General features: G+C 46.6%; 28 protein-coding genes. 25 read left to right on the top strand and 3 right to left on the bottom strand.

From position 1 onward, the window contains the following. The first annotated feature begins 2 nt into the window (after positions 1 to 2). The 4 genes from EKN16_RS02925 (at position 3) to EKN16_RS02940 (ending at position 4,400) form a co-directional block, all read left to right on the top strand. Positions 3 to 1,151, top strand: coding sequence for an FtsW/RodA/SpoVE family cell cycle protein (locus EKN16_RS02925; protein ID WP_125653629.1), 1,149 nt, complete (start codon positions 3 to 5; stop codon positions 1,149 to 1,151). A 131-nt stretch (positions 1,152 to 1,282) separates the two neighbouring features. Further along, positions 1,283 to 2,248, top strand: a complete 966-nt coding sequence (locus tag EKN16_RS02930) for a M23 family metallopeptidase (RefSeq protein ID WP_125653630.1) — start codon at positions 1,283 to 1,285, stop codon at positions 2,246 to 2,248. Further along, complete coding sequence (locus EKN16_RS02935; protein ID WP_125653631.1) at positions 2,241 to 3,125, top strand: site-2 protease family protein; 885 nt, start codon at positions 2,241 to 2,243, stop codon at positions 3,123 to 3,125. Before EKN16_RS02930 ends, EKN16_RS02935 begins: the two co-directional genes overlap by 8 nt. 39 nt (positions 3,126 to 3,164) lie before the next feature. After that, on the top strand, positions 3,165 to 4,400 hold the full coding sequence (locus tag EKN16_RS02940; protein WP_125653632.1) for an Rne/Rng family ribonuclease: 1,236 nt from the start codon (positions 3,165 to 3,167) through the stop codon (positions 4,398 to 4,400). Between the two features lie 18 nt (positions 4,401 to 4,418). Here EKN16_RS02940 and EKN16_RS02945 read toward each other — a convergent pair whose 3' ends face one another. Together EKN16_RS02945 and EKN16_RS32020 are read right to left on the bottom strand one after the other, a co-directional pair. Continuing rightward, positions 4,419 to 5,789, bottom strand: coding sequence for an arsenic transporter (locus EKN16_RS02945; RefSeq protein ID WP_125653633.1), 1,371 nt, complete (start codon positions 5,787 to 5,789; stop codon positions 4,419 to 4,421). Positions 5,790 to 5,838: 49 nt separating this feature from the next. Continuing rightward, the gene (locus EKN16_RS32020; RefSeq protein WP_164522651.1) at positions 5,839 to 5,985 is read right to left on the bottom strand and encodes a hypothetical protein; all 147 of its coding nucleotides are present in this window, start codon (positions 5,983 to 5,985) and stop codon (positions 5,839 to 5,841) included. Between the two features lie 301 nt (positions 5,986 to 6,286). Between EKN16_RS32020 and rplU the strand changes: the two genes are divergently transcribed. The 21 genes from rplU (at position 6,287) to yajC (ending at position 25,446) form a co-directional block, all read left to right on the top strand. Further along, complete coding sequence (rplU, locus tag EKN16_RS02950; protein ID WP_125653634.1) at positions 6,287 to 6,598, top strand: 50S ribosomal protein L21; 312 nt, start codon at positions 6,287 to 6,289, stop codon at positions 6,596 to 6,598. Positions 6,599 to 6,609: 11 nt separating this feature from the next. Next, the gene (locus EKN16_RS02955; protein WP_125653635.1) at positions 6,610 to 6,951 is read left to right on the top strand and encodes a ribosomal-processing cysteine protease Prp; all 342 of its coding nucleotides are present in this window, start codon (positions 6,610 to 6,612) and stop codon (positions 6,949 to 6,951) included. A 14-nt stretch (positions 6,952 to 6,965) separates the two neighbouring features. Beyond that, positions 6,966 to 7,277, top strand: coding sequence for a 50S ribosomal protein L27 (rpmA, locus tag EKN16_RS02960; RefSeq protein ID WP_125653636.1), 312 nt, complete (start codon positions 6,966 to 6,968; stop codon positions 7,275 to 7,277). Positions 7,278 to 7,417: 140 nt separating this feature from the next. After that, positions 7,418 to 8,155, top strand: a complete 738-nt coding sequence (locus EKN16_RS02965; RefSeq protein WP_125653637.1) for a Spo0B domain-containing protein — start codon at positions 7,418 to 7,420, stop codon at positions 8,153 to 8,155. A 16-nt stretch (positions 8,156 to 8,171) separates the two neighbouring features. Beyond that, positions 8,172 to 9,509, top strand: coding sequence for a GTPase ObgE (gene obgE / locus EKN16_RS02970; RefSeq protein WP_125653638.1), 1,338 nt, complete (start codon positions 8,172 to 8,174; stop codon positions 9,507 to 9,509). 147 nt (positions 9,510 to 9,656) lie between these two features. Further along, on the top strand, positions 9,657 to 10,094 hold the full coding sequence (locus tag EKN16_RS02975) for an ACT domain-containing protein (protein WP_125653639.1): 438 nt from the start codon (positions 9,657 to 9,659) through the stop codon (positions 10,092 to 10,094). 25 nt (positions 10,095 to 10,119) lie between these two features. Continuing rightward, entirely contained in the window at positions 10,120 to 11,406 is a 1,287-nt protein-coding gene (locus EKN16_RS02980) for a homoserine dehydrogenase (protein WP_125665791.1), read from the top strand. A gap of 36 nt (positions 11,407 to 11,442) precedes the next feature. Beyond that, positions 11,443 to 11,607 carry a hypothetical protein gene (locus tag EKN16_RS32025; protein ID WP_164522598.1) on the top strand — a complete coding sequence of 55 codons (165 nt, stop codon included), beginning with the start codon at positions 11,443 to 11,445 and terminating at the stop codon, positions 11,605 to 11,607. Beyond that, the gene (gene thrB, locus EKN16_RS02985; protein ID WP_125653640.1) at positions 11,604 to 12,587 is read left to right on the top strand and encodes a homoserine kinase; all 984 of its coding nucleotides are present in this window, start codon (positions 11,604 to 11,606) and stop codon (positions 12,585 to 12,587) included. Before EKN16_RS32025 ends, thrB begins: the two co-directional genes overlap by 4 nt. Next, on the top strand, positions 12,584 to 13,453 hold the full coding sequence (gene pheA / locus EKN16_RS02990; RefSeq protein WP_125653641.1) for a prephenate dehydratase: 870 nt from the start codon (positions 12,584 to 12,586) through the stop codon (positions 13,451 to 13,453). The genes thrB and pheA overlap by 4 nt, the downstream gene beginning before the upstream one ends. Positions 13,454 to 13,491: 38 nt before the next feature. Further along, positions 13,492 to 14,373 (top strand): branched-chain-amino-acid transaminase, encoded by an 882-nt coding sequence (gene ilvE, locus EKN16_RS02995; RefSeq protein WP_125653642.1) that lies wholly within the window; start codon positions 13,492 to 13,494, stop codon positions 14,371 to 14,373. Between the two features lie 189 nt (positions 14,374 to 14,562). Further along, positions 14,563 to 16,929 carry a LysM peptidoglycan-binding domain-containing protein gene (locus EKN16_RS33610; protein ID WP_179955589.1) on the top strand — a complete coding sequence of 789 codons (2,367 nt, stop codon included), beginning with the start codon at positions 14,563 to 14,565 and terminating at the stop codon, positions 16,927 to 16,929. Positions 16,930 to 17,197: 268 nt separating this feature from the next. Continuing rightward, positions 17,198 to 17,863, top strand: coding sequence for a BofC C-terminal domain-containing protein (locus tag EKN16_RS03005; RefSeq protein WP_164522652.1), 666 nt, complete (start codon positions 17,198 to 17,200; stop codon positions 17,861 to 17,863). Positions 17,864 to 18,024: 161 nt separating this feature from the next. After that, positions 18,025 to 18,528: a crossover junction endodeoxyribonuclease RuvC gene (gene ruvC / locus EKN16_RS03010; protein ID WP_125653644.1), complete on the top strand. Its 504-nt coding sequence runs from the start codon at positions 18,025 to 18,027 to the stop codon at positions 18,526 to 18,528. Further along, positions 18,525 to 19,160: a Holliday junction branch migration protein RuvA gene (ruvA, locus tag EKN16_RS03015; protein WP_125653645.1), complete on the top strand. Its 636-nt coding sequence runs from the start codon at positions 18,525 to 18,527 to the stop codon at positions 19,158 to 19,160. The genes ruvC and ruvA overlap by 4 nt, the downstream gene beginning before the upstream one ends. 20 nt (positions 19,161 to 19,180) lie before the next feature. Beyond that, positions 19,181 to 20,221: a Holliday junction branch migration DNA helicase RuvB gene (gene ruvB, locus EKN16_RS03020; RefSeq protein ID WP_125653646.1), complete on the top strand. Its 1,041-nt coding sequence runs from the start codon at positions 19,181 to 19,183 to the stop codon at positions 20,219 to 20,221. A gap of 5 nt (positions 20,222 to 20,226) precedes the next feature. After that, complete coding sequence (locus tag EKN16_RS03025) at positions 20,227 to 20,670, top strand: thiol-disulfide oxidoreductase DCC family protein (RefSeq protein WP_125653647.1); 444 nt, start codon at positions 20,227 to 20,229, stop codon at positions 20,668 to 20,670. A gap of 22 nt (positions 20,671 to 20,692) precedes the next feature. After that, complete coding sequence (locus EKN16_RS03030) at positions 20,693 to 22,855, top strand: SpoIID/LytB domain-containing protein (protein ID WP_232016173.1); 2,163 nt, start codon at positions 20,693 to 20,695, stop codon at positions 22,853 to 22,855. Between the two features lie 8 nt (positions 22,856 to 22,863). Beyond that, positions 22,864 to 23,910 (top strand): tRNA preQ1(34) S-adenosylmethionine ribosyltransferase-isomerase QueA, encoded by a 1,047-nt coding sequence (gene queA, locus EKN16_RS03035; protein ID WP_125653648.1) that lies wholly within the window; start codon positions 22,864 to 22,866, stop codon positions 23,908 to 23,910. Positions 23,911 to 23,967: 57 nt separating this feature from the next. Then, on the top strand, positions 23,968 to 25,101 hold the full coding sequence (gene tgt, locus EKN16_RS03040) for a tRNA guanosine(34) transglycosylase Tgt (protein WP_125653649.1): 1,134 nt from the start codon (positions 23,968 to 23,970) through the stop codon (positions 25,099 to 25,101). A gap of 18 nt (positions 25,102 to 25,119) precedes the next feature. Then, positions 25,120 to 25,446, top strand: a complete 327-nt coding sequence (gene yajC / locus EKN16_RS03045) for a preprotein translocase subunit YajC (protein ID WP_125653650.1) — start codon at positions 25,120 to 25,122, stop codon at positions 25,444 to 25,446. Between the two features lie 148 nt (positions 25,447 to 25,594). Here yajC and EKN16_RS03050 read toward each other — a convergent pair whose 3' ends face one another. After that, positions 25,595 to 26,440: a phosphatase PAP2 family protein gene (locus tag EKN16_RS03050; RefSeq protein ID WP_232016175.1), complete on the bottom strand. Its 846-nt coding sequence runs from the start codon at positions 26,438 to 26,440 to the stop codon at positions 25,595 to 25,597. Between the last annotated feature and the right edge of the window lie 44 nt (positions 26,441 to 26,484).

The following is a 26,484-nucleotide window of genomic DNA, read 5'->3' on the forward strand; positions in this document are numbered from 1 at the left end:
AAGTGTTCAATAAACTGAAGAAACTAGACATCGGCATCATACTCATTCTGCTGGCACTGATGGTAGTCAGCACGCTGCTTGTTCATAGTGCAACGTACGGGAATCCTGGTTATGCGGATTATGATGTCAAAACAGTCCTCTTTTTCGGACTCGGCTTTATAGTCGTCATTCTCGTTACGATGATTGATTACCGTGTTTTCCTGAAATCCTGGTTGTTTTTATACTTGCTTGGCAATGTGCTGCTGGTTGTCGTCTTCTTGACAGCTCCTGTTATTAATGGTGCCAGAGCATGGTTCCAATTGCCAGGAGGCCTGCAGTTTCAGCCTGCTGAGATGGTCAAGATTATTTTGATCATCATGACTGCCCATTTGATGGGGAAAAGGCAAGGCGACACCCTTAGAGCTAGTAAAGATTTACTCGTTATCGCTGCGCTATCATTCGTTCCGTTTATGCTTGTTATGATCCAACCGGATCTTGGTAATGCCATTATCTACCTGGTTATTCTGCTTGGTATGCTCTGGATTGGTAACGTTAAATATTCGCATGTATTACTAGGACTTACGATTATTATCGGGGGATTATTCTTATTCATATTCCTCTTTAATACGTACAATAAACCAATTCATGACTATTTGTACGATCATGACAAAGTGCATTGGTACGAGCGGATTAATGGCTTCGTCAACCCAGGGACAGCTTCCGAGAAAGAGATCTATCAGGCGAGTAAAGCAAAGATAGCGATTGGCTCCGGCGGCTTGACAGGTGATGGCTATATGAAGGGCGAATCCAAGAATCGAAAGTTTATTCCTTATCCATACTCAGATGCGATCTTCGTTGTTATTGGTGAGGAATTCGGTTTCCAGGGTGCTGCTGTTGTACTCATGCTGTATTTCCTACTCATTTATCGGATGATCATTATCGCCTTTCAGTGCTTTGACAGGAGAGGCTCCTTCATCATCGTCGGTATTGTGTCGATGTTTGTATTCCAGGTGTTCCAGAATATTGGAATGATGATTGGTCTTATGCCAATTACAGGTATTACACTCCCTTTTATCAGCTATGGAGGTACTTCACTTCTACTCAATATGATCTGCATCGGTCTTGTATTTAGCGTTAAAGCTCATCAAGAAAAATATGAAATGGCTACATAACCGTTTAGCGAATCCCGCTAAGCGGTTTTTTGTTTGTCCCATGCAGCTTGTATCTTTTTCACGTCAACATAAAGAAGCCCTCCTTCTCATATAAATAAGGCGAACAAGCTTTATAGATGGAGGGATGAGCCATGGAGACGAAGAACGGAATCCGTCAGCGTCGGCAAGAGCGGATACGCCGGATCATGGACAATAGTCAGTTAGCACCAGGATTACAGCATATTCGCGAGCCTGAAAGTGCCGTGGACTTTATCCAACAGGCATTGCCTACCGAACCGTTAATTCGAGAGAGTAATGACCGTAATCGTGAGAGGGAGGGTGGGCTCGGAGCTCGTGAGCAGGACCCTGAACGACTATGGAAGGCTCAATCGAATCCGTGGGAAAGTGCGGGTTGGAGACTAGCTCCTGCTTCGAGTAAAGAGAGTAGAAAAGCTCCATCTGGCAGCGGAAATAAACCAAGCCCAAACTATAGATTTATAGTAAGAGGGCTATTTATTCAAACGATGATCTCGTTAGCTTTGTTTATCATTTTATTCGTAATGTTTCGTATGGATAATCCGATGGCTAAGCAAGGCCAACAGGTCGTTACAGCTGCTTTAACGGAACAGATCAATTTCGATTCTGCAGCGAATTGGTACAAGCAGGTTTTCTCAGGAGCACCTTCATTTATTCCGATGTTTGGAAGCGATAAAGAGAAAGAATCAAAGCTAGCGGAAGGGGTCATGGAGTTATCGATTGTAGCCCCCCTATCCAAGGGCGCGGTGGTCCGAAGCTTTGCGGAAACGTTAAGTGGCGTGGAAATTGCGGGCGAATCTCAGGAAGCCGTTCTTGCAGCTGAAGTTGGCCGGGTATTGCTCGTGACGGATGATGAGAGGACGGGGAAAACGATCGTCATTCAGCATGCCGATAATCGTGTTACTGTTTATGGGCGACTGGGACAGGTAGCGACAGCGGTTAATGATTGGGTGGAAGCTGGACAAACTTTAGGCAAGCTTCCAGCTGCAGATGCAGCCGAGGGTGGGAAAAGCTTATTGTTTTTTGCCGTAAAGGAGAAAGGAGCGTACGTCAATCCTGCCGACGTCGTTCCGCTTGATTAGAGTTGCTGGCATAACGTGGTCGATCCATCCCTTATTCGTATTAGTGATGATGGCTTCCGTAATGACAGGCTACTTCGTGGAGCTGATCACGTTATTTGCCATTGTGTTCGTGCATGAGCTGGGTCATGTCATTACGGCTCGGGGGTTCGGTTGGACGGTGCGGGAAGTGAAGCTGCTGCCGTTTGGAGGCGTAGCTGAGGTAGAGGAAGCGGGCAGTTTGCCTTCTAAAGAAGATGCTATTGTTGCAATCGCCGGGCCTCTTCAAAACGTATGGATGGGCGCGGTCGCATGGACATTCGGTCAGCTTGGCTTATGGAATGTCGAATGGTCTGATTATGTATGGAGAGCGAATGTAATGATCGGGTTATTTAATCTACTTCCGATCCTTCCTCTAGATGGTGGGAAACTGATGCAAGCAGCCTTGAGCCAAACGCTTGCGTTTCATCAAACTTTAGTGTGGGCAATAAGAATCAGTCTTGTTTTAAGTATCATTATGATTGGTTATGCCATTGTTCCGGTCGTTTATTCCGGTGGGATGGGCATTCAATTTAATTTATTAACAGTCGGCCTTTTTTTATTCTTCACGAATTGGACGGCCTATCGGCATATCCCTTTTCTATTTCTCCGTTTTCTAACCAATCGAGAAATGGCCTCGTCTCGGTCCATTACTAAGGGGGCATGGGCACTTCCAATCATCGTTAATAAGCGGCATACCGTTTCAGCAGCCTTGCGACTATTTAAGCGTGATAGCTACCATTTAGTCATTGTGATGGAGGAGCAAGGGCGGATTCTAGCCGTTCTTCCAGAGCAAAGAGTAGTGAATGGATTTTTGTCAGATGGAAAAGCGGATCGTGCAGTTTTGGATCTTTTCATGTAAAATAAATAAAAAAGACGGATACGGCAGGAGGTTGATAGGATGAAACGAATGATCGTTCACGGTCAAAAGGAGCTGCTCCAAATCGCGGTTGTTGATGAAGGTCGCTTGATTGAATTTTATATGGAGCAATCAGAAAACGCCGGACAATTAGTGGGTAGTGTCTTTAAAGGTCGGATTGTTAATGTGCTCCCAGGCATGCAAGCGGCTTTCGTCGATATCGGACTCGCCAAGAATGCCTTCCTATACATTGATGATGTTTTGCATCCACATCTAGAACGTCAACCGTTAGTAAAACCAGCAATAGACCAGCTGCTCAAGGTCGGACAAGAAATTGTCGTTCAAGTGATGAAAGAACCGCTAGGAAGCAAAGGAGCGCGTGTTACGACGCACTTCTCGCTTCCTGGTCGATTCCTTGTGTACATGCCTCATGCGGATTATGTGGGTGTATCCAAGAAAGTAAATGGAGAGCATGAGCGGGGAAGAATGCGCATCGTCGGTGAATCTATTCGGCAGCAGGGTGAAGGTGTTATTATGCGAACGGCTGCCGAAGGAGAGAGCAATGAATCACTAAAGGCAGATGTGAAGTTTCTACGGGAGCTATGGCAGGGGATTGAAGCCCTTGCGGTTACTGCCTCCTCACCGATTGAATTGCATCGTGAAGCCGATTTGGTGCATCGATTAGTCCGGGACTTGCTCACAACGGAAATGGATGAGGTATGGATTGACGATCAGGCAAGCTATCAAAAAACCGAGTCCATCATGAAGCAGATGGCACCATCCATGGTTGCACGTATGCGTTTATTCGAGATGCAAGGATCAGCCACGTTATTCCAACAATACCGGATTGACGAGCAGCTGCATGAGGCATTTGAAAGGCGCATTCGACTTCATAACGGCGGGGATCTTGTGCTGGATCAGACGGAAGCGTTGACGGTCATAGACGTCAACACCGGTAAGTTTGTAGGTACAAGTGACCTAGAGGATACGGTGTTTCGGACCAACATGGAAGCGGTGGATCAAATCGCGCGGCTCATTCGGCTTCGAGATATTGGCGGCATCATTATCATTGATTTCATTGATATGGAGCTGGAGGAGCACCGGAATCAAATTATACAAAGGCTTGAGCTGCTGATTCGTCAAGATAGAACGAGATGTCAGGTCGTAGGATGGACAAGACTTGGTTTAGTAGAAATAACTCGTAAAAAGGTACGCGAGCATGCGATGACTAAGATGTTAGAAACATGCCCGATTTGTAAAGGCAGGGGGAAAATATAAAGGAAGACATTCGATCCTTTAGAAAAGCCAGCTGACCCAATAGTAGAGGACAAATAGCGTAAATAATACGGTTGGCGGTATTACAAGTATAGTTATCCTTGTATAATCCTTCCAATGGATTTTCACCTTATTTTTTCTTAAGATATGCATCCAAATAAGGGACGCCAAGGTGCCTATAGGAAGCAGCAAGGACCCGATATCACTGCCAACTACATTGGCTAAATAAGCGATTTTCAGAGTGAGTGGATCAAGGTTCATCTCCGTTAAGGTTAAGGTTCCAATCATGAGCGCCGGATGATTGTTGAACAAAGTGGACATGAGGCTTTGGACACCTCCCATGATTAAGCTGGCATTGAGCAGACTGCCGTTAACAATTGGCTGGAAGTAGGTCACAAGCCAATGGGTGAATCCGATATTATGAATGCCATAAATGATGATATACATGCCGAATGCAAAAACAAGAATATGCCAAGGTGTCTTCTTGATCATATCGGTCGGAGGGATTTTTAAGTTATACCATCTCCAGCCGAGAAGGACAGCGGATCCGATCACGGAGACAATCTCAATCGGAATTGATAGATAAGAGGCAACAAATAAGCTCACACGAACAAAGAATACAAAAAGCAGTACTTTTTGCATAAACCGTGTCCGCTGCTTGGTGGTCATGCTTGTAATTTTGGTTTCGGCGTTCTCCTTTAAAGGGTGGTGCCAAGCATGATGGTTATGGGACCAGAGCTTGCCGTGAATAACAGGCAGTCGGGCCGGAAGAGAGCGATAGCAGATTAGGAAGAGCAGGAGAACCATGAATAGAAGACCGAGTGTAGCAGGTACGAACATCATAAGGGTATGCATGTACAAGCTCATATGAACGATTTTTAGTGCAATTAAATTAACGATGTTGCTTACTCCGATAGGGGCACTTGAAGCAGTTGCGACGAGAGCGCCAGAAAGAAGGTAAGGTATTTTTTGATGATTCTTCAATCCTAAGTTTTGCAGCAGGATGAGCAGAATCGGCGTTGTTATGAGAATGCTTCCGTCGTTATTAAAGAAGAGGGTCATCAAAAAGCAAATTAAATTGACATACCAGAACAAACGTATCCCCGATCCCTTTGCCCTTGCAGCTAGTCCTTCTGCCGCCCAAATAAAAAAGCCGAAGCTCTCCAGCACGACAGCCATAACAATCGTAGCCATAATAGTGATAGCTGCACCACTGACAGTTGCACTAATTTGTCCAAAATCAGCCAAGGAAACAGTCCCGCTAATTAGGACGAGCAAGGCCCCCAGAGAGGAAGGAATGGCTTCATTGATATCTTTGGGTCTCCATAGAATCAGAATCACGGTCATAATAAACGCAAAAATAGTGATACTCGTTGCTACTGAGCCATACATAGTTAAGATTCACCCCTGACTGAACTCGTTTGATTAACTGAAATTGCAGTTATGATGATATTTCTGTTAGCATGATGATTCCAGCTTCTTCCTCCTGTTCTTTTTGATAGACCATTACATAATCAGGATCGGGTGGTTGTAGTAAAAAGAACAACAAACAACCTGCGATAGCAATAATCATGAGCACAATAATCAATGAGTTCGCCTCCCTTGGCAGTTATACGAATCTATCATTTGTCTTGGATAGATGTTCATACTTCAATATATGAGAGATTAATAGTAAGGGTATAGTCGACAATCCTATGAGCGAGAATATCTTTCATTTTATTTTTGTTTGCTATTGAACATCTCCTGTGCTAAAATACTATGGTGCATGAGAAGGTGTTAAAGCCTATCATCCATTTACCGCACAGAACAGGTCTACAAGCGCGCAGCGGTTTCATTACCGGCGACACCTGCCTCAGGCGAGTCTTCGAAAATAAGGAGGTGCAACACACATGTTTGCGATTATTGAAACTGGCGGAAAACAGTATAAAGTTCAAGAGGGCGATGTTCTATACATCGAGAAATTGAACGCTTTCGAAGGTGAGGACTTTACGTTCGACCGGGTATTGGCTGTAACTAAAGGCGACGAGTTTGTAACAGGTACACCGGTTATTGCCGGCGCTACTGTAACAGCTAAAGTCGAGAAACACGGCAGAGGACAAAAAATCATCGTTTACAAATACAAAGCGAAGAAAAACTACCGCCGTAAGCAAGGTCATCGTCAGCCTTACTCCAAAGTAACGATTGGCAAAATCCAAGCTTAAGAGGTTAAATTATGATAACGGTCACCATTGTGCGGCAATCCGCCGACGATAAACAGATCGTGTCGTTTGCAATTGAGGGACATGCCAAGTTTGCGAATCCGGGCAAAGATATTATTTGTGCGGGTGTATCAGCCGTCTCGGTTGGTACGGTGAACGCCATTGAACAGCTGGCTGGCCTTGCGCTTCCAGCTTCAATGAAGAACGGCTGGCTCCAATCGGATATTCCTCTGCAATCGGACCCCTCAGTTAATGAGCGAGTACAACTGCTTTTGGAATCTATGATTGTGATGCTGAATACAATTGCTGCCTCATACGGTAAGTACGTTGTTATTCGTCACAAAATTTTTGAATGAAGGAGGGAACAACTATGTTGAAACTGAATCTTCAGCTATTCGCTTCGAAGAAAGGTGTAGGGTCCACGCGAAATGGACGTGACAGCCAATCGAAGCGTCTTGGCGCAAAACGTGCTGATGGTCAAGCGGTAACGGCGGGAAGCATTCTATTTCGTCAACGCGGAACAAAAGTACATCCAGGTAACAACGTTGGTATCGGTAAAGACGACACTCTTTTCGCGAAAGTGGAAGGCGTCGTTAAGTTCGAACGTTGGGGACGCGATCGGAAGAAAGTAAGTGTCTACCCGATTGTTGCTGCTCCTGTAGCAGCAGCTTCTGAAATGTAATAATGGCTTTCGCCCCGGCCCTGCTTGCAGGACCGGGGTTTTCTTTTTTTCTTAGACAAGCCGATTGCTGGGATGAACTTTCACCTTTCTCGTGCTATACTATTTAAGGTTAGGAAAGAACAGGAAAGTAGGATCGGCTCATGAATCGCTTACGAATGACCAAGCACTACGCGGCTGCATCTGTCTTGCTGCCAACGGCTGCCGTTCTCATTTGGCGATCCGAGCTTTGGCTGCTAACGGTTTTTATAGCTTGGATAGTAATAGCAGCTTTGCTCTGGGTATGGTGTGAACGTAAAGAACATGCATGGCGAATGGCGAGGTCCCTTCATGCCCTTCAGACGGCATCTATTAGAACCTTGAATCATCATCGTCATGATTGGATGAATGATCTTCAAGTGCTTTATGGATATATTCGAATGAATAAAGCGGATAAGACCGTTCAGTATGTGGAACAAATAAGAGATCGAATGATGACAGAAAGCAAGATAGCAAAGCTCGGCATTCCTTCGCTCGTAACGTTTATGCAATCGTTTCGTACGATGACGCATTCGCTGCAGTTTGAGGTCGGCATTGAAGGTGAGCTAAATTTGGCCGATTTGCCAATAGACGGTGAGCTAGCAGCGGAGACGATAGTGGAATTAATAAATGCTTATCGCTTCTCGGTCAAATCGGGAATGGGTGAAGTCGCTAAGCTGACTGTTGATTTGGTACTAGAAGAGAAGGCTCTTTCCGTATCGTTCCGTTACGAGGGCAGCTTGAATGATATGGGTGAATGGAAACAGAAATGCAAGCGCGCCCTTGAGGGATCTCCGCTCAAGCCGATCCATTCGGACCTATTGCCGGAGAATATGAACCTACAAGCGCAGCTTGTGAATTAAACGGAGGCTAGGACACATGTTTGTCGATAAAGCAAAGATATTCGTTAAAGGCGGAGATGGTGGGAACGGAATCGTTTCTTACCGCCGTGAGAAGTACGTTCCCAATGGCGGACCAGCCGGTGGTGATGGCGGTAATGGCGGAGATGTTATTTTCCGTGTGGATGAAGGCTTGCGTACACTGATGGATTTTCGCTATCAGAAGCATTTTAAAGGTGAAAAGGGCGAGCGTGGTAAAGTAAAATCGATGCACGGAGCCAATGCGGAGGACACAATCATCCGGATTCCCCCAGGTACAATTATCATCGATGATGATACCCAGGAAATCATTGCGGATATGACGCAGCATGGATCAGAAATTGTTGTAGGTAAAGGTGGAAGAGGCGGAAGAGGTAACTGTCGCTTCGCAACGCAAAGCAATCCGGCGCCGGATTTTTGTGAGAATGGTGAAGAAGGTCGGGAGCGTTGGATCATACTCGAGCTTAAAGTTATGGCAGACGTTGGCCTTGTTGGATATCCGAGCGTTGGTAAATCCACTTTATTATCTATCGTAACAGCTGCAACACCGAAGATTGGTGCTTATCACTTCACAACGCTATCTCCAAATCTGGGTGTTGTTGATGTGGGAGATGGACGAAGCTTCGTTATGGCTGATCTACCTGGTCTAATAGAAGGCGCGAGTGAAGGGATCGGACTTGGACATGATTTCTTAAGGCATGTTGAGCGGACTCGGATCATTCTCCATATTATAGATATGTCCGGTTCAGAAGGCCGTGACCCTTATGAGGATTGGGTAACCATTAATGAAGAACTAGAGCAATATAATCCACTTCTAGCGACTCGTCCTCAAATTATTGTAGCGAACAAAATGGACATGCCAGATGCTGAAGAGCAGCTTGCGATGTTCCGTGAACAGCTTGCAGCAGATGCAGCCGAGGATGAAGAAGGTACTGTTCACCACGAGATCGTACCGATGTCTTCAGTTACAAAGCAGGGTGTTCAAGAATTGCTGTATAAGGCGGCAGACTTGCTCGCGACCGTACCTGAGATGCCTCTCCTTGAAGAGGTTAAGGATGTTGCTGAGCGCAAAGTCTATACGCTTGAAAAAGAAGACGATAACTCCTTTGTTGTTTATCGTGAGAATGAAGGCTTCGTCTTGGAGAGCGCTGCGATAACGAAATTTATGAAGCGAATCAATCTAAACACGTATGATGCGGTCAATAAATTTGGTCGTACCTTACGTTATATGGGTGTCGATGCTGAACTTCGCAAAATTGGCGCTAAAGATGGAGATACAGTTCGAATAGGCGATTTTGAATTCGAATTCTTTGAAGGTAGTGAATATTCCAGTCAATAAATAAAAGAATCGCTGCGGTCAGCCTTTGCATTTATTATGCGAATGCTGTCAATGGCGGTTTTTTGGTTTTGCCTATTGCCGCCTTTCATTTATTTTGATAAAATGTCCACTATACACGTACAAATGTCTTTTTTAGGAGGACGGTAGGTGACGGAACGATATTTTGTCGTCCGCGAGGACATCTTACCCGAGGCGATTGTCAAAACCATTCAGGTAAAAGAGATGCTTCGCCGCGGGGAGGCTGCAACTGTTCATGAGGCAACGGAACGGGTGGGGCTAAGTCGCAGCGCTTTCTATAAGTACAAAGACGGTGTCTACACGCAGAATCAATTAGCACGTGAGCAAATTGTCACCATTTCTATGGATTTGGACCACCGCTCTGGTGTCCTATCCAAAGTTCTTGGCCTTGTAGCCAGCTCAGAGGGAAATGTGTTGACGATGCATCAATCCATACCTTTACAGGGACTCGCGAATGTAGTTATTTCCGTGGAAACATCACTAATGAGCGGTGATTTATCGGAGCTCATCGAGACGATTAGACGTCATGATGGCGTTCGGAAGATAGCCATCATTGGACAAGGATAGAACATATAATGGAGGCAAAATGATGGTGAAACCAGTAAAAGTAGGTCTTCTTGGTCTAGGAACAGTCGGAACAGGTGTTGTTCGAATTGTGGAAGGACATCAATCAGATTTGGAAAGTCAGGTCGGTTCACCGATCATTATAGAAAAAATACTCGTTCAGAATAAAAGCAAGGAGCGTGCGATCAGTATCGATCCCGAAAAACTGACCGAAGATCCTTGGGAAATCATTCATCATCCTGAAATTGATGTTATTGTTGAGGTTATGGGCGGAATTGAGGACACAAAAGGCTATATTCTCGAAGCTTTATCTCGGGGTAAGCATGTCGTCACAGCCAACAAGGATTTGATGGCTATGCATGGTCCAGAAATTCTTGCTAAAGCACAAGAACATCAGTGTGACGTTCTCTATGAAGCAAGCGTTGCGGGCGGTATCCCCATTATTCGTACGCTGATTGAAGGCTTCTCGTCAGATCGTATTACCAAGATTATGGGTATCGTTAACGGAACAACCAACTATATTCTCTCCAAGATGAGCCAAGAAGGCGCAGCGTATGCTGACGTTCTAAAGGAAGCACAAGAGCTAGGCTATGCGGAATCTGACCCAACCTCCGATGTTGAAGGGCTGGATGCGGCGCGTAAAATGACAATTCTTGCAACACTTGGATTCCGTGCAAATGTAGCACTTGAGGATGTCGATGTGAAGGGGATTTCGTCGGTCAGCCGTGAGGATATTCTATATGCGAAACGACTGGGCTATGAAGTGAAGCTGCTCGGCATTGCAGAGCGTCAGGATGATTTCATCAGCGTTAGTGTGCAGCCAACGATGGTGAAACAAAGCCATCCAATTGCTTCTGTTAACGGTGTATTCAATGCAGTTTATGTATACGGTGAAGCGGTCGGCGAGACCATGTTCTATGGCGCCGGTGCGGGTGAATTGCCGACAGCAACATCTGTCGTTGCTGACTTGGTAGCTGTTGTAAAGAACCTCAAGCTTGGTGTTAATGGTAAACAGAACTTGCTCTCCTACAAGATTAAGAAGCTCAAAACAGACGAGCAAATTGCATCTAAATATTTCATGCTGCTCCATGTCGATGACCGCGCAGGCGTGCTAGCACGCATTACGCAAGCCTTTGCAGAGTTTGAGGTTAGTTTGGAGTCTGTACTTCAACAGCCTAACGTAAGTAATCCAGAAGCAGAAATTATTATCATTACGCATGATGCTAATAAAGCAGCGGTTCAAAAGGTTCTGCAGGCCTTCGAAGGTATGGAAGTCGTGAAGAGCGTGAAGAGCGTTTACCGTGTAGAAGGATAAAGGGTCACATATATTTAAAGGAGTCCAAAACTAATCATGAGATATCTTGGCTTACTAGATACTTATAAAGAATATTTGCCTGTGACGGACCAAGATCCTAATATAGCGATTAAAAGCGTGAACGCTGAACCTCTGGTTTTGGAAGATTCAGAGGAAGCGGTCATGGAGGCTATTCGCAAGCTTCAAGGTGGAGACAAATGACAGATCGTCGGATATTCGTCAAGGTTCCAGCCAGTACAGCTAACCTAGGACCGGGCTTCGATACGCTCGGAATGGCGCTCTCCCTTTACTTCTGGATTGAAATGTCCGGTTCTACAAATGGAGACACGTCAATTAACCTTTACGGTGATGGGTTGAATGGGATTGCAAGGGATAAGTCCAATCTTATCTATAAAGTGGCTCAGCTGGTTTTTAACGAAGCGGGGGTTTCTCTGCCGGAGCTGAGCATCTCCATGTATAGCGATATTCCGTTGACACGAGGACTTGGCAGCAGTGCTTCTGCTATCGTAGGGGCATTAGTGGCAGCCAATGCGCTCATTGGAGGTCCACTCTCGGATGACAATCTATTCCAGTTAGCGACTAAGCTAGAAGGTCATCCCGATAATGTAGGCGCATCTCTCTTCGGAGGGATAGTCATCTCCGCATGGGATGGTACAAGGGCTGCGAAGGTTCGTCTTGAGCCTCATTCGCAGCTGGAAGTGCTGGTCGCGATACCAGCCTTCCAATTATCAACGGAGAAGGCTAGGCATGCTTTACCAACTCAAATCACGATGAAAGATGCTGTGTTCAACCTTGGCTGCAGCTCGCTGCTTGTGGCAGCTCTTGCAAGCGGACAGCTCGATCTTATCCCATTTGCAATGCGTGACCGACTCCATCAGCCTTATCGGGCTGCGCTTATTCCTGGCATGGCTGAAATTCTGGACAACGCAACAGAGCATGGTGCTTTAGGAGCCGCCCTAAGCGGTGCGGGTCCTACACTGCTTGCTCTTGTGGATGCGAGCAGCACGCGTAAAGAGGAGCTTGAACAATTCTTGATTGATACGCTCAGCAAAGAAGGCATCCACGCAAAGACATTGTGGCTGCAGCCATGCGCTAAAGGTCCGGAGCTTGAAGTTCTTGAGGGCCCTGTGGCTGCGGGCTATTCCTTCTTGGAGCGGGTTAAAGGAGAAAAAGGGATATGATAACTGCAGCATGTTTGACGAAAGGCTCGACATCTGATGAAGCGGCAAGATATATATTCAGCGGTGTAGACGTTCAGCTTGAGTACCACCGTATTATCGCTGATGTTTTTCTGGCCACAGCTGAGGGGAAGACGCAGTACAGTGTTATCCCAATCGAGAATACGATTGATGGTTCTGTAGGTCTACATACCGACTGGCTGGTTGATGAAGTAGAATTGCCGATTCAGACGGAATGGGTATTCCCGTCCATCCAGAACTTAATCGGGCCTAGCAGCGAATTAACAGAAGAGAATGGTGAAATAGCCTACGATCGGATTGTTAAAGTTCTGAGTCATCCGGTTGCGATGGCGCAATGTTTGCAGTATATACGCAAGTATATTCCTCATGCAGAGCTTGAGCATGTTGGCAGCACATCGGAAGCGGTGCGTATCGTCCGTGACAATCCTCACAGAGGATGGGCAGCTATTGGACAAATATCGGCGGCTGCCGATAATGGATTGGATGTTCTGGAGCGAAGCGTTACGGATCATGACAATAATTTCACGAGGTTCCTGCTTGTTGGCCCCGAGCCATTCCGCAATGGTGAGCCGAATCTGTATAAAACGAGCATTCTTATCAACATGCCTGAGGATCATCCAGGAGCGCTTCACCAAGTGCTCTCAGCCTTTTCTTGGCGTCGTATCAATTTGTCACGTATTGAATCCCGGCCAACGAAGAAAAAGCTGGGTGATTATTATTTCCTCATAGATATCGATATGTCATTGGACACCGTACTGCTGCCAGCTGCAATTGCAGAGATTGAAGCTATAGGTTATCAGGTGCGCGTTCTAGGAAGCTACCCTAGTTATAATTACGTAGCAAAATAAGCTAACCATACCGAAATGAATGCTGGAGGTATAACGTAATGGCAGAGCAAGTGATTTATTTGAACGGTGAGTATGTGAGCAAAGAAAACGCTAAGATATCGGTATTTGATCACGGTTTTCTGTATGGTGACGGTATATTCGAAGGTATACGTATCTACAACGGTAACATTTTCAAATGCAAGGAGCATCTCGATCGACTTTATGATTCAGCCAAATCGATCATGCTTGATATTCCGCTTTCATACACTGAAATGGAGCAGGCGCTCATTGAAACCATTCGACGTAATGAATTCCGCGATGGCTACATTCGCCTTGTTGTTTCCCGTGGTCCCGGGAATCTGGGGCTCGATCCGACACGCTGTCCGAAGGCTTGGGTTATCATCATTGTTGAGCAGCTTGCTATCTATTCAGAGGAAGCTTACCGTGACGGTCTTGTCTCGGTCTCCGTTGTGCAGCGCCGAAACATTCCGGATGCACTTAATCCAAAGATCAAATCACTTAATTACTTGAACAATATTCTCGTCAAAATTCAAGCGAATCTAGCTGGTGTTGGCGAAGCCATCATGCTTAATGCACAAGGCTACGTTGCAGAAGGCTCAAGTGATAATATTTTCATTATCAAAAAAGGAGTTGTGTACACGCCGCCATGTTATATAGGCGCTCTCGAGGGGATTACGCGTGCCGCAATTATGGAGCTTTGCGATAAGCTTGGCTATAAGCTGAAGGAGGAGCCCTTCACACTGCATGATGTCTATGTAGCTGATGAAGTATTCTTCACGGGGACAGCAGCGGAAGTCATCGCGGTTCGTGAGGTAGATGGCCGTCAGATTGGTGCAGGAAAAGCAGGTACAATTACGACGCATCTGCTTGAAGAATTCCGCAAAATCGTTGACGTTGATGGTGTTAAAGTATACGAGTAAAAAACCGCCCGGATTAGGTGGATTAATATTGAAGAAGCTTATCTTGAGCCATTGGCCATAGGAGCTTCTTTTTTTTTCTGCTAATAGGGTGACAGTCGCCTATCTTCTGCATAGGATGTAGGGAATGATAACGGGCGTTTGCCGCGTCAACAATCAGGGCGTGAGAACGTGACAGGAGGCATGTGGCGAGTGAAAATCCATATTGTTAAGAAAGGCGATTCGTTATTTTCAATTGCGCAGAAATATGACGTCTCGTTGGAAGAAGTTTTACAGCTTAATCCATCCATTGCGAACCCGGATGTGATCGAAGTAGGCATGAAGATTAAAATACCTACGTCTAAACCAAGTGATATGGAGATTATGCATCAACATGTCGTGAAGCAAGGTGATTCCCTATGGCAACTTTCCAAAGCATGGGGTGTGCCTTTAAGCGATATGATCAAAGCTAATCCACAGCTGAAAAATCCAAATGTGCTGCTGACAGGTGAAGTTGTTAATATACCTAAAGCCAGCACACCAAGCAATATGCCAAAGATGCAAGAGAGTACTCAAGGTGCGCATCTCCTGGAACACCATGCAGGGCATCATGCAGGACATCATGTTGAGCATCAAGCAGGACACCACGCAGGGCATCATGGTGAGCATCAAGCGGGGCACCATCTAGCGATGCAAAGTACGGAGCATGCACATCACCCTTTACATCCATTGTCGATGATGGAGGGCGTTCAAGGGCTTATGGGGAAAATGTCAACAGCTCCTATTGGCAAAGTTCCAACTGGACAGAAACCGAGTACGGCACCCTTACCAACACCTGTACCAGTTCCAGTACCAACACCGGTACCAGTTCCAGTACCAGTTCCAGTACCAACACCAGTTCCAGCACCAACTCCTGTTCCAACACCAGTACCTACACCAGTTCCAGCGCCGGCTCCGATGCCGATTGAGAAGCCAATTGTTGAAAAACCGATTGAACACAAACAATACCCTGTCCATATTCAATATGAGAAAAACATTAATCTTTTCCAACAATATAACGTTCCTGCTACGGAAGTGATTGCACACCACGAGATGCCAAAAACAGAAATATCTCCAGCGATCCAAGCGCCAACGTATGGGTACGGCTATAGCCAAACTACAATTTCTCCCGCTTCTACTGGAGGATATGGCTATCCTCAATCTGTGACCAGTCCTGCATCAAATGTGTCTCCAGAGTGGTGTCCGCCGGAAGAAGTAATGGGGGCATCTACCTTACCTTGGGGAGCACCTCCTCCAGTTTCTTATGGATCTTGGAATTCGCCGCATGGTTACGGTTTTGAGCAGCCAATGGCGGTATCCCCAGCAGCAACCGGCCCGCAGGGTTACAGCCACGGCTATGGTTTTGAGCAGCCAATGGCGGTATCCCCAGCAGCAACCGGCCCGCAGGGTTACAGCCACGGCTATGGTTTTGAGCAGCCAATGGCGGTATCCCCAGCAGCAACCGGCCCGCAGGGTTACAGCCACGGCTATGGTTTCGAGCAGCCAATGGCGGTATCCCCAGCAGCAACCGGCCCGCAGGGTTACAGCCACGGCTATGGTTTCGAGCAGCCAATGGCGGTATCCCCAGCAGTAACCGGCCCGCAGGGATTCGGCTATGGATTCGAACAGCCAATGGCGGTATCCCCAGCAGCAACCGGCCCGCAGGGTTACAGCCACGGCTATGGTTTCGAGCAGCCAATGGCGGTATCCCCAGCAGCAACCGGACCGCAAGGTTACGGCTATGGTTTCGAGCAGCCAACGGCGGTATCCCCAGCAGCAACCGACCCGCAGGGTTACAGCCACGGCTTTGGTTTCGAACAGCCAACAGCCGTATCACCTGCAGCAACCGGACCGCAAGGTTACGGCTTTGGTTTCGAGCAGCCAACGGCGGTATCCCCAGCAGCGACCGGCCCGCAAGGTTTCGGCTATGGATTTGAACAGCCAATGGCGGTATCCCCAGCAGCAACCGGCCCGCTAGGATTCGGCTATGGCTATGAGCACCCGATGGCAGTGTTACCAGCAGCAACCGGTCCGATGGGATACGGCTATGGCTATGAGCATCCGATGGCAGTGTCACCAGCAGCAACCGGTCCGATGGGATACGGCTATGGCTATGAGCACCCAATGGCAGTATCACCAGCAAATGTAGGACCACAAGGATACGGTTATGGTTATCACCCAACAGCGGTATCACCAGCTGGAGTCGGACCACTTGATTGTTATGGCTATGGTTATCCATCCATGGTTTCTCCAGAGTCTGTTGGTCCACAAGGATCACCTTATCCAGGCTACACCTATGCAGGTCATGGCCAGCTATCACCTGTCCAGACTGCGGGAGCAAAGAAGAAACCTTGCAATTGCGGATGTCATGATCGTGAAGAAGAATTGGAAGTAGATGCTGCTGTAGTTGAAGAAAAGGTTGAACTGCTCAATAATATTAAATCCGTATCCGCGCGCAAACCAGTCAAAAAGGCTGCAATCCGCCAGACACGTCAATCTCAGCCCAAACGCAGTGGTAGCCTGCCATGGATTAATCGATAGTTCCTAGTAAGACTTGCAGTTTGTTGAACACCTCAAAGATGAACACGGTTGGCGCGAGTCCAATCGATGTTTATCTCTGAGGTGTTTTTTGCTTGCAAAATATGAAAGTAAAACTTTTCTCTATACTTTGCTTATATTTCAGAGGGAAGAAACTTGCTTCGCCGCCAAGGACGGCGTTAGCCGTTTCTTACTTGTAATAAACAATTGTGCATATTTCCCTAACCAAGGAGGGATGATAACAAAAAAGGAAATAAGGGGGAGTTCCTCCATGATAGAATTTAGTCTATGGAAGCAGTTAAAGAAGAAGTTACGCCGTAATCGTGGACCCGTATGGCAGCTCGGATGTTATATTGTTGCCGTGATCGGGTTGCTCATGTTCATATCTCCTGGCTCCGTTCACGCTCAGCCCCTTCGAAATAATGAAGTTGTTGATTCATTTCTGAAACCGGGAGAGGAAGTCCGAAGCGTTATTCAAATGCTGGATGAGCATAAAGGTTTAATTACAGTGAAGCTTCACCGCTTGTACCTATGCGGGGATGAAATAACTTCCCTAGGACAAATGAATGCCAGGGACGTTCTTCAACTATTGCGAGACCATTCCGAGTGGACGGCCATTCAGGATCAGTCAGGTACGGTAGTTCTGGAGCAGCGAATTGACGATATGTCTAATGCTTGCAAACAAAATGCCTTTATTGGGATGGATAAGCACGGTAATCTTTCTTTATTCGAAGGCTCACCAAAGAAAGAGAAAGTGCTTCGAACTTTTTTTCAGCTGGATGTACGTTACATGGAAAGCAGTCTCCCGAAGGATCAGCTTGATAATCTGATAAACGGCATTCGAATTACAGATAAGGATGCTTATAACAGCGTGTTGTCCACCTTTAGTGATTTTGCAGTTGAAAAAAGCCAGAAAGTGATGAAACCCACCTACTAATTGAATTTAGGATGAGAGGAGAGGACGACTGATCATTGATCTAGGACGTCCTCTTTATTATGTCTCTAGGACAAAACGCGTGTTCTCATACCGCTTATCATTTGCTATAATAGATGGAAGCCAATTTTTGACCATTGCATTGGCGTGAGGAGAGAAGCGGCTTGCGTGTACTAGGAATTGATCCGGGTATTGCTATTGTAGGATTCGGTTTTATTGACAAAATCGGGAGTAAACTCGTCCCCGTCCAATATGGCTGCATTCAGACGGAAGCGCACACACCTCAAGAGGAACGGTTGAAGCAGGTGTACGAGTCCGCATGTGCGTTAATGGATAAGTACAAGCCAGACACGGTTGCGGTAGAGAAGCTCTTTTTCAATAAGAATGTAACCACTGCATTTTCGGTTGGTCAGGCTCGTGGTGTTATCATATTAGCAGCGGCTCAGCGAGGCTTATCGGTTGCAGAATTCACTCCGCTTCAAGTGAAGCAGGCAGTCGTCGGTTATGGCAAAGCGGAGAAACGTCAGGTTCAAGAGATGGTGCGAATGCTGCTTAAGTTAAGCGCGATACCCAAGCCCGATGACGTAGCGGATGCTTTGGCCGTGGCGATTTGCCACGCTCATTCTTATGTTCTGACACAGAAAGTAAATGAGGTGAACGGTCGATGATCGATTTTGTGCGAGGCCGTGTGGTTCATTGGGATACCGAATATGTAGTTGTCGATGTGAGGGATATAGGTTATCGATTGTTCACACCGAATCCGTATACCTTTGTGAAGAATGATGATACTGTGACGATTTACACGCATCATCATGTACGCGAAGACGCTGTGCTGCTGTTTGGCTTTGCTACCAGAGAAGAGCAGGCGATGTTCAGGAAGCTTCTAGAGGTATCAGGTATTGGTCCGCGTGTTGCGCTCGGTATCCTTGCAGGGGGCAAACCCGAAACGATTGCGGCGGCGATTCAGCAGGAGAATATTGTGTTCTTAACGAAGCTGCCTGGAATCGGTAAGAAAACCGCACAGCGGATGATTCTAGATTTGAAAGATAAGCTGGATGCTATTCCTGGCGGGTTCAGTTTCGCTGCTGCTGGGCTTGAGCTAGAAGGGGCATTCGGAGGAAGCAGTGATGGACTTCAAGGTGGAGAAGACTGGCGTGAAGCTCGCGAAGCACTCGCTGCTCTTGGGTATACAGCAGCGGAGCTGGATCGAGCTTGGCAAGCACTTAAAGATGCTCCTGTCTTAAATGAATCGGTAGATGCATTAATGAAGCGAGCGTTGCAGCAGCTGTTTAAAGGTTGATTGGAGAGGGGCAAGCGTGAATGGACGATCGGATAATTTCCGCCAACCTCATGATGGAAGATCAAGCGGTGGAGCTAAGTTTGCGTCCGCGTTATTTGTCTGAATATATCGGCCAAACGCAAGTGAAAGAGAATTTAAAAGTTTTCATCGAAGCAGCTAAGCTTCGCAAGGAAGCACTTGATCATGTATTGCTATATGGTCCTCCTGGACTTGGCAAAACTACTCTATCGAACATCATTGCAAATGAGCTTGGGGTTAGCTTAAGAACGACTAGTGGTCCTGCTATTGAAAGACCCGGTGATCTCGCCGCACTTCTGACTAACCTGCAGGAGGGCGACGTGCTGTTCATCGATGAGATACATCGTCTTCACCGCTCGGTAGAGGAAGTGTTATATCCGGCGATGGAAGACTTTGCGCTTGATATTATGATTGGCAAAGGGCCAAGCGCGCGTTCAGTTAGACTAGAACTTCCGCCTTTTACATTGATTGGTGCTACAACTAGGGCTGGATTGCTTTCTGCGCCACTTCGTGATCGATTCGGCGTGGTCAGCAGATTGGAGTTCTATAATGTTGATGAGCTAGCTTATATTGTCATGCGGGCTTCCGAGATTCTTGGTGTCACTGTTATTGGGGAAGCAGCCGGCGAGATCGCTACGCGTTCACGAGGGACGCCTCGTATTGCGAACCGACTTTTGAAGCGGGTACGTGATTTTGCCCAGGTGCGCGGCGATGGAATTGTGACACATCAGCTAGCTCGTTCAGCGCTTGAGCTTATTCAGGTCGATCCGCTGGGCCTGGACCAGATTGATCACAAAATGCTGCGTGCCATGATCTCGATTTATCGTGGAGGCCCTGTAGGATTGGATACGATCGCTGCAACCATTGGCGAGGAAAGCCAAACAATTGAAGATGTCTATGAACCTTATCTGATGCAGATTGGCTTTCTTCAGCGGACACCGCGCGGCCGTATGGTTACGCCGCTTGCTTATCGGCATTTAGGACTTCCAGTGCCACAGCAGCCCGGCGATGTGGAGAGCTTATTGGATGAAGGAGGCGTATAGTCGTCATGAGTAAACGGTTGGATACAAGCAAGCGTAAACGCGACAAGCTATATGTGATCTATGATGGCACCTGTAATTTATGTCTGACAAGTGTGCGTCGGTTAAAGGAGCTTCGTTCCAACGCTATATTACGGTTTGTGTCCATTCAGTCCTTGGAGGATTCTTACGAGGAAATCCCAGGTATTGATTCTGTTTCTCATGAGCGGCTTATGTCAAAAATACATGTTATCGAACAAAATGGACATATTTATGCGGGCGCTGATGGAATCATTCGGATTCTTCGCACGGTTAGAGGATTTGCATGGTTAGCATTGTTTTATCGCGTTCCAGGGATGCGTGGCGTTGCAGATGTGCTTTACCGATTCATAGCGACCAAAAGGTATGATTGGTTCGGTAAGACGGATGAAAGCTGTGAGAATGGAGCTTGCAACCTACCGAGGCGCAATTAAGCATTAGGGGGATGAGCGGCGAATGAAAGTCGTAAGTGTTCATGCAGATAGGAATGACAAACGAACGGTTAGGTTTGGGATACCCAAAATGATGCGAACAATTACGGTACTCCTATCTCTGCTTTTGATATTATCGATTTGGACAGAAAGGCCATCACTTGGGGCAGTGCCGAAGCTTGATACGGTACGAGTAGGGATATTCCTTGAAGTTCCAGGAAAGTACAAGCTCAATACGACGAGTACGACCTTCAGCTCAGCTGCAGCCATTCAAGTTGGTTTGCGTCAGCCTGCTGGTGTAAGTCCGATCTTTCAAACTAAAGCAGCAGAGACGATTCGGTTCACGCTGGATGATTATAAGCCCATCGTTGTCGAAAACGCGAACTTTCAGACGGCCTTAGCTGTATTGAAACGTTTGAAGGCACTTGGCGGCACAGGAATTCTGACTTCGTTATACCAGAGCAGCGGTCTGGTTTATCAGGTAATTGAAGGCGCGTATGCAACAGCAGCTGAAGCCCGTACAGCAGCAGACCGTTGGAGTAAGGACAGTGCCATCGCTGGTTTAATCGGAGGTAATTCAAAGCTGGATTTGAAGGGGCCGCTTCATTTGGAAGCAGGTACTTTCACCTCAAAGGCAGATGCGATCATAGGAGCGCAATCATTCGGAGCTGTGGGTGTCGATGCTTTTCCAGCGCTGAAGCAGACAGGAGCTGCGGCGTCCACATACACGGTACTTGTTGGTGCAGCAACAGATGCTGCATCCCTTGAGAATGTGAAAGCGCTAGCGACTAAAGGTGCGAATGGAATTTCTTTGCGACCTTTGGATGCTTCATCCGTATATATGGCATTGCGTGATGATTACACAATAGCGGAATCCGCTCAGAACCCTCTTACTTTATATACGGTTCCCATGAGTGGTGCTAAGATTTCTCTTTCAACGACTGCATCCACTGGCATCAAGCTTGTGGAGCGATATAATCGCAGCTATCGGGGGCAATTCGAAGTTAGTGGATTTAATAATAAGCTTGCCATTATCAATGAGCTCCCTTTTGAGCAATACCTATATGCGGTTGTCGGTGCAGAGATGCCATCATCTTGGTCGGCTGAAGCTTTAAAAGCACAAGCGGTCGCTGCACGAACCTATGCCATCTACCAAGGATTTGGTTTTCAAATCGCTCATGTAGTGGATACCACCTTAAGTCAGGCTTACGGAGGTATAGGCTCGGAGAAGCCGTCTACAATTGCAGCTGTTGATGCAACCAGCGGTGAAGTGGCCATGTATAATGGCAAGGTTATCGAGTCGGTTTTCTCTTCAAGTGCAGGAGGAGCTACAGCAGATGCTAAAGAAATTTGGGGCAGTGATGTTGCTTATCTAAAAACAGTATCCAGCCCTGACGAGTCTTCGGAGAAGGGACTAAATCGCTGGTATCGGGTTGTCTTGCCTAACGGAGATGTTGGTTATGTTCGTGAGGATCTGGTAGAAGATTCCGGGCAAAAGACAGCAATCGGACAAGCACTCCTGCGAATTAAAGGGGATGGCGTTAAAGTTCGTCCGATACCGCTTGTTCAAGATGATGTGCCTGCTGTGGGACAGGCAAATAAAGGGACGCTTGTTGTCATGCTTGAAAAGGTTTCGCAATCCAATGAAATGTCATGGATTAGGGGCCCTTACACACCAGAGGCATTACTGGCTCTGACGGCAGGCAAGCTGAATAAGCCAATTAGCGGACCTATTCGAACGTTAGAGGCAAGCCAGATCGGACCGTCCGGCCGCCCAACCGAGCTTTTAGCCAATGGCGTAAAGCTTGCAGTGAAGACCCCGGATAGTTTCCGTGCAGCATTTGGCGGATTGCCGAGTACCCGGTTCGATATTGACGAAACAGCTCGTATGACAATTGCCGGAACGGATGGTCTGGTGCAGGAGCGTCCAGCTTCCAGCAGCGTGCTTGTGGTGGTAGGTGGCGATGGGCAGGCCAAAGAACTTGCAGGCAATAATATATTTATTATGAATGGCGAAGGAAAGCTCCGGGCAGCAACTAAAAATCCTACCTTCCGGTTTGTCGGTAATGGAAACGGCCATGGTGTTGGACTTTCTCAGTACGGTGCGAGAGGCTTGGCAGAATTAGGGTATGACTACAAATATATTTTGCAATACTACTATAAAGACATAAAGATTGTTAAGGACTGACACTAACGATGAATGTTGATGATTTTGATTTTGAACTTCCGGAGTCTTTGATTGCGCAAACTCCACTTGCTGACCGTACCTCATCCAGACTTCTCACCCTTGATCGCCAATCTGGACAGGCGGGGCATCATACGTTTACAGAGCTGGCCTCCATGCTGCAATCAGGCGACACACTTGTCCTGAATGATACTAGAGTCATGCCAGCAAGATTGGTTGGTGCCAAGGCTGACACAGGGGCAAGAGCGGAGCTTCTTTTATTGAAGCAGCTTTCAGGTGATCGATGGGAGACGCTTGCCAAGCCTGGCAAGCGGCTAAAGATTGGAGCAGAGATCGCGTTTGGTGATGATGGCACAGGCAAGCCACTGCTTATTGCGACAGTTGTTAGCGAGGGCGACATGGGAGGACGGGAAGTTGAATTCCGTTACACAGGTATCTTCCAAGAGCTGCTAGACCGCTTAGGGGACATGCCTTTGCCGCCTTATATTAAAGAACGGCTCGACGATCGTGAACGCTATCAAACTGTATATGCGAAGCATGAAGGCTCAGCAGCAGCTCCTACGGCAGGTCTTCATTTTACACAGGCGTTTCTTGAGCAGCTAATCCTAAAAGGTATCCAGGTTGCCTATGTTACGCTGCATGTCGGATTAGGTACATTCCGACCGATGTCGGTTGATCTCATCGAAGAGCATAAGATGCATTCCGAATATTATGAGCTTAGCGAGCAAACGGCTGAGATCCTTCGTGCAACCCGGGAACGGGGTGGTCGCATCGTGGCAGTTGGTACAACCTCAGCCAGGACGTTAGAAACGGCTGCTTCACGCTTCCCGGTTGGACAAATCCAGGCATGCACTGGATGGACCGATATTTTTATTTACCCTGGTTATGAGTTTAAGCTGGTTGATGCGCTTCTGACTAACTTTCATCTGCCCAAGTCGACGCTTGTTATGCTCGTCAGCGCATTGGCTGGTCGTTCTGCTGTTATGAATGCTTATCAGGAGGCAATTAACCAGGAATACCGTTTCTTCAGCTTTGGTGATGCAATGTTTATTTACTAGAAGAGCAAATTTGCGAGTTGAATCATAATTTGCTCAAAGGATAAGGAAGAGTGCAAAGTGGCCATAAATTACGAACTAATTAAAACATGTAAACAATCAGGTGCCCGTCTCGGACGGGTTCATACGCCTCATGGAGTTGTTGAAACACCCGCATTTATGCCCGTTGGTACGCAAGCAACTGTTAAGACGATGAGCCCAGAAGAATTGAAGACAATGGATGCTCAGATTATTTTAAGCAATACGTACCATCTTTTTATCCGTCCAGGACATGAAATTGTGAAGCAAGCTGGGGGATTGCATAAATTCATGAATTGGGATCGTCCGATTCTAACGGACAGCGGTGGCTTCCAAGTATTCAGCCTAAGTAATATGCGGAAGATTAAAGAAGAAGGCGTTGAATTCCGTAATCATTTGAATGGTGACAAGCTGTTCCTCTCCCCTGAGAAGGCAATGGAAATTCAAAATGCACTTGGCTCCGATATTATGATGGCTTTTGACGAATGTGCTCCTTTCCCAGCTGAATATGATTATGTGAAAAAATCACTTGAACGGACAACGCGTTGGGCTGAGAGATGTCTGGCTTCACATACACGCCCGCATGACCAAGCTTTGTTCGCGATTGTGCAAGGTGGAATGTATGAGGATCTTCGTCGCCAAAGCGCGCTCGAGTTGACTTCCATGGATTTCCCGGGGTATGCTATTGGTGGATTGAGCGTCGGAGAACCGAAGGATATGATGTATAAGGTGCTCGAATGTACAGTTCCGTTATTACCGACTACGAAGCCGCGTTACTTAATGGGAGTTGGATCACCAGACGCGCTTATAGACGGTTCTATTCGCGGAATAGATATGTTCGATTGTGTACTTCCAACACGTATCGCTCGTAATGGGACTACGATGACAAGTTCGGGTAGATTGAATATTAAGAATGCGAAATTCGCGGAAGACTTTGGTCCATTAGATTCGGAATGCAGCTGCTACACCTGCACGAATTACTCCAGAGCGTACATCCGTCATCTGATTAAAGCCGATGAAACCTTTGGCCTTCGTCTGACGACGATCCACAATTTGCATTTCTTATTGCAGCTCATGCGTGACGTTCGTCAAGCCATTATGGATGACCGACTGCTTGATTTCCGGGAAGCTTTCTTTACAAAATATGGACTTTTTGAGAACAATAAAGGCTTTTGAGGAAAGGGGTGAATTATTATGTCAGGAGCAGCATCGATTCTTCCATTTGTTCTTATGTTTGCGGTTTTCTATTTCCTTCTTATCCGCCCGCAGCAGCGTAAGTCCAAGGTCCGTAACGCAATGCTGAGTCAGCTGAAGAAAGGTGACAAGATCGTCACAATCGGAGGTATGCACGGTACGATTATGGAGATCTCCGATGATATCGTCGTCCTTCGCGTCAACGATGCAACCAAGATCACATTTGATCGCAGTTCAATCAATAACGTAACGAATAGCGCAGCAGTCACAGCATCCGCACCTTCGCTCGAGAAGAAAGAAGAAAAAGCGGACGATATTAAAGCTTAGCATTAGTTACATAGTTACCAATGTTCCATTCTAAAGCCAGGTCAATGAGATTGCATTCTCATTGACCTGGCTTTTTATTAGTTAACTATGACAAAAGCCAGCCTCTCGGTTGTTCACCGGAAGCTGGCTTTTGTTTCTGGGAGCGTTATTATTTTGCATCCTCACGGACATAGTTAATGTTAGAGCGCTTGAGTGTACGCTGACTTCTGCGAAGTGAGAATTGAGCAGAGCTGAGGCGCATTGCTATAGTGGATGCAAGAACTCCTAGTAGAACGCCGCCACACATATCAATCAGCCAATGAATGCCTAGATAAAAGATAGAGAAAATGATAATGGCTGCACTCGTACAGCAGAACCATGCCCAACGTTTATTACCAGAACGAACGGCGAGAATGGAAAGCGTAACAGAGATGGCTGTATGCAAACTTGGGAAGCAGTTATCTATACCTGATAGAGCTCGGTACTGTGATTCGAAGTTCGGGAAGACATGATCCGTGACCATTAGGAATTGAACAGTTGGGTCATAGGCCCAAACTTCATTAACGGGCAAGAATAAATAAAAGGGAATGGCCACTAAATAGATGATCATGACTGCATAACAGACGGCGTAGAACATTCTTCTGTCCTTACTTTGAAAGGTATAGATAGCGATCGAAGCAATGAGCAGAGCTTGAAAGACGATCACATACATAAATCCAAGAAAGGTCGTTAAGTACTTGTTATGAAAAGCATCTTGAAGGTTCTTTACAAAATTGCCCTCAATGGAATGGAAGAATGCTGCATAGTCATAAGTAACTGTCATCGTACTCTCAATCTGAAGCTCCAGTTTATTGCAGAAAAGAATGAGCATTAAGGCCACGAAATGAAGCATATATTTGCGGTTCAAGACCATTTCCTTTAGGAATAACCCACCGATCCGAAAAGGATTCGACGCTGCTCCATACCAAATCAACAAGGTTACCGTGATTGCAGAGTATATGGAAACTGTTCTCATGCTGTCAAACAAAGTCATAGTATTGTCTTTCCCCCTAGAATGTT

The sequence above is a fragment of the Paenibacillus baekrokdamisoli genome (assembly GCF_003945345.1).
Lineage (GTDB): Bacteria > Bacillota > Bacilli > Paenibacillales > Paenibacillaceae > Paenibacillus_Z > Paenibacillus_Z baekrokdamisoli.

Coding starts and splice junctions, on each gene's coding strand:
- EKN16_RS02930 (WP_125653630.1), top strand. CDS start 1,283: ATGGAGACGAAGAACGGAATCCGTCAGCGTCGGCAAGAGCGGATACGC.
- EKN16_RS02940 (WP_125653632.1), top strand. CDS start 3,165: ATGAAACGAATGATCGTTCACGGTCAAAAGGAGCTGCTCCAAATCGCG.
- EKN16_RS02945 (WP_125653633.1), bottom strand. CDS start 5,789: ATGTATGGCTCAGTAGCAACGAGTATCACTATTTTTGCGTTTATTATG.
- rplU (WP_125653634.1), top strand. CDS start 6,287: ATGTTTGCGATTATTGAAACTGGCGGAAAACAGTATAAAGTTCAAGAG.
- EKN16_RS02955 (WP_125653635.1), top strand. CDS start 6,610: ATGATAACGGTCACCATTGTGCGGCAATCCGCCGACGATAAACAGATC.
- rpmA (WP_125653636.1), top strand. CDS start 6,966: ATGTTGAAACTGAATCTTCAGCTATTCGCTTCGAAGAAAGGTGTAGGG.
- EKN16_RS02965 (WP_125653637.1), top strand. CDS start 7,418: ATGAATCGCTTACGAATGACCAAGCACTACGCGGCTGCATCTGTCTTG.
- obgE (WP_125653638.1), top strand. CDS start 8,172: ATGTTTGTCGATAAAGCAAAGATATTCGTTAAAGGCGGAGATGGTGGG.
- EKN16_RS32025 (WP_164522598.1), top strand. CDS start 11,443: ATGAGATATCTTGGCTTACTAGATACTTATAAAGAATATTTGCCTGTG.
- thrB (WP_125653640.1), top strand. CDS start 11,604: ATGACAGATCGTCGGATATTCGTCAAGGTTCCAGCCAGTACAGCTAAC.
- pheA (WP_125653641.1), top strand. CDS start 12,584: ATGATAACTGCAGCATGTTTGACGAAAGGCTCGACATCTGATGAAGCG.
- ilvE (WP_125653642.1), top strand. CDS start 13,492: ATGGCAGAGCAAGTGATTTATTTGAACGGTGAGTATGTGAGCAAAGAA.
- EKN16_RS03005 (WP_164522652.1), top strand. CDS start 17,198: ATGATAGAATTTAGTCTATGGAAGCAGTTAAAGAAGAAGTTACGCCGT.
- ruvA (WP_125653645.1), top strand. CDS start 18,525: ATGATCGATTTTGTGCGAGGCCGTGTGGTTCATTGGGATACCGAATAT.
- ruvB (WP_125653646.1), top strand. CDS start 19,181: ATGGACGATCGGATAATTTCCGCCAACCTCATGATGGAAGATCAAGCG.
- EKN16_RS03025 (WP_125653647.1), top strand. CDS start 20,227: ATGAGTAAACGGTTGGATACAAGCAAGCGTAAACGCGACAAGCTATAT.
- EKN16_RS03030 (WP_232016173.1), top strand. CDS start 20,693: ATGAAAGTCGTAAGTGTTCATGCAGATAGGAATGACAAACGAACGGTT.
- queA (WP_125653648.1), top strand. CDS start 22,864: ATGAATGTTGATGATTTTGATTTTGAACTTCCGGAGTCTTTGATTGCG.
- yajC (WP_125653650.1), top strand. CDS start 25,120: ATGTCAGGAGCAGCATCGATTCTTCCATTTGTTCTTATGTTTGCGGTT.
- EKN16_RS03050 (WP_232016175.1), bottom strand. CDS start 26,440: ATGAGAACAGTTTCCATATACTCTGCAATCACGGTAACCTTGTTGATT.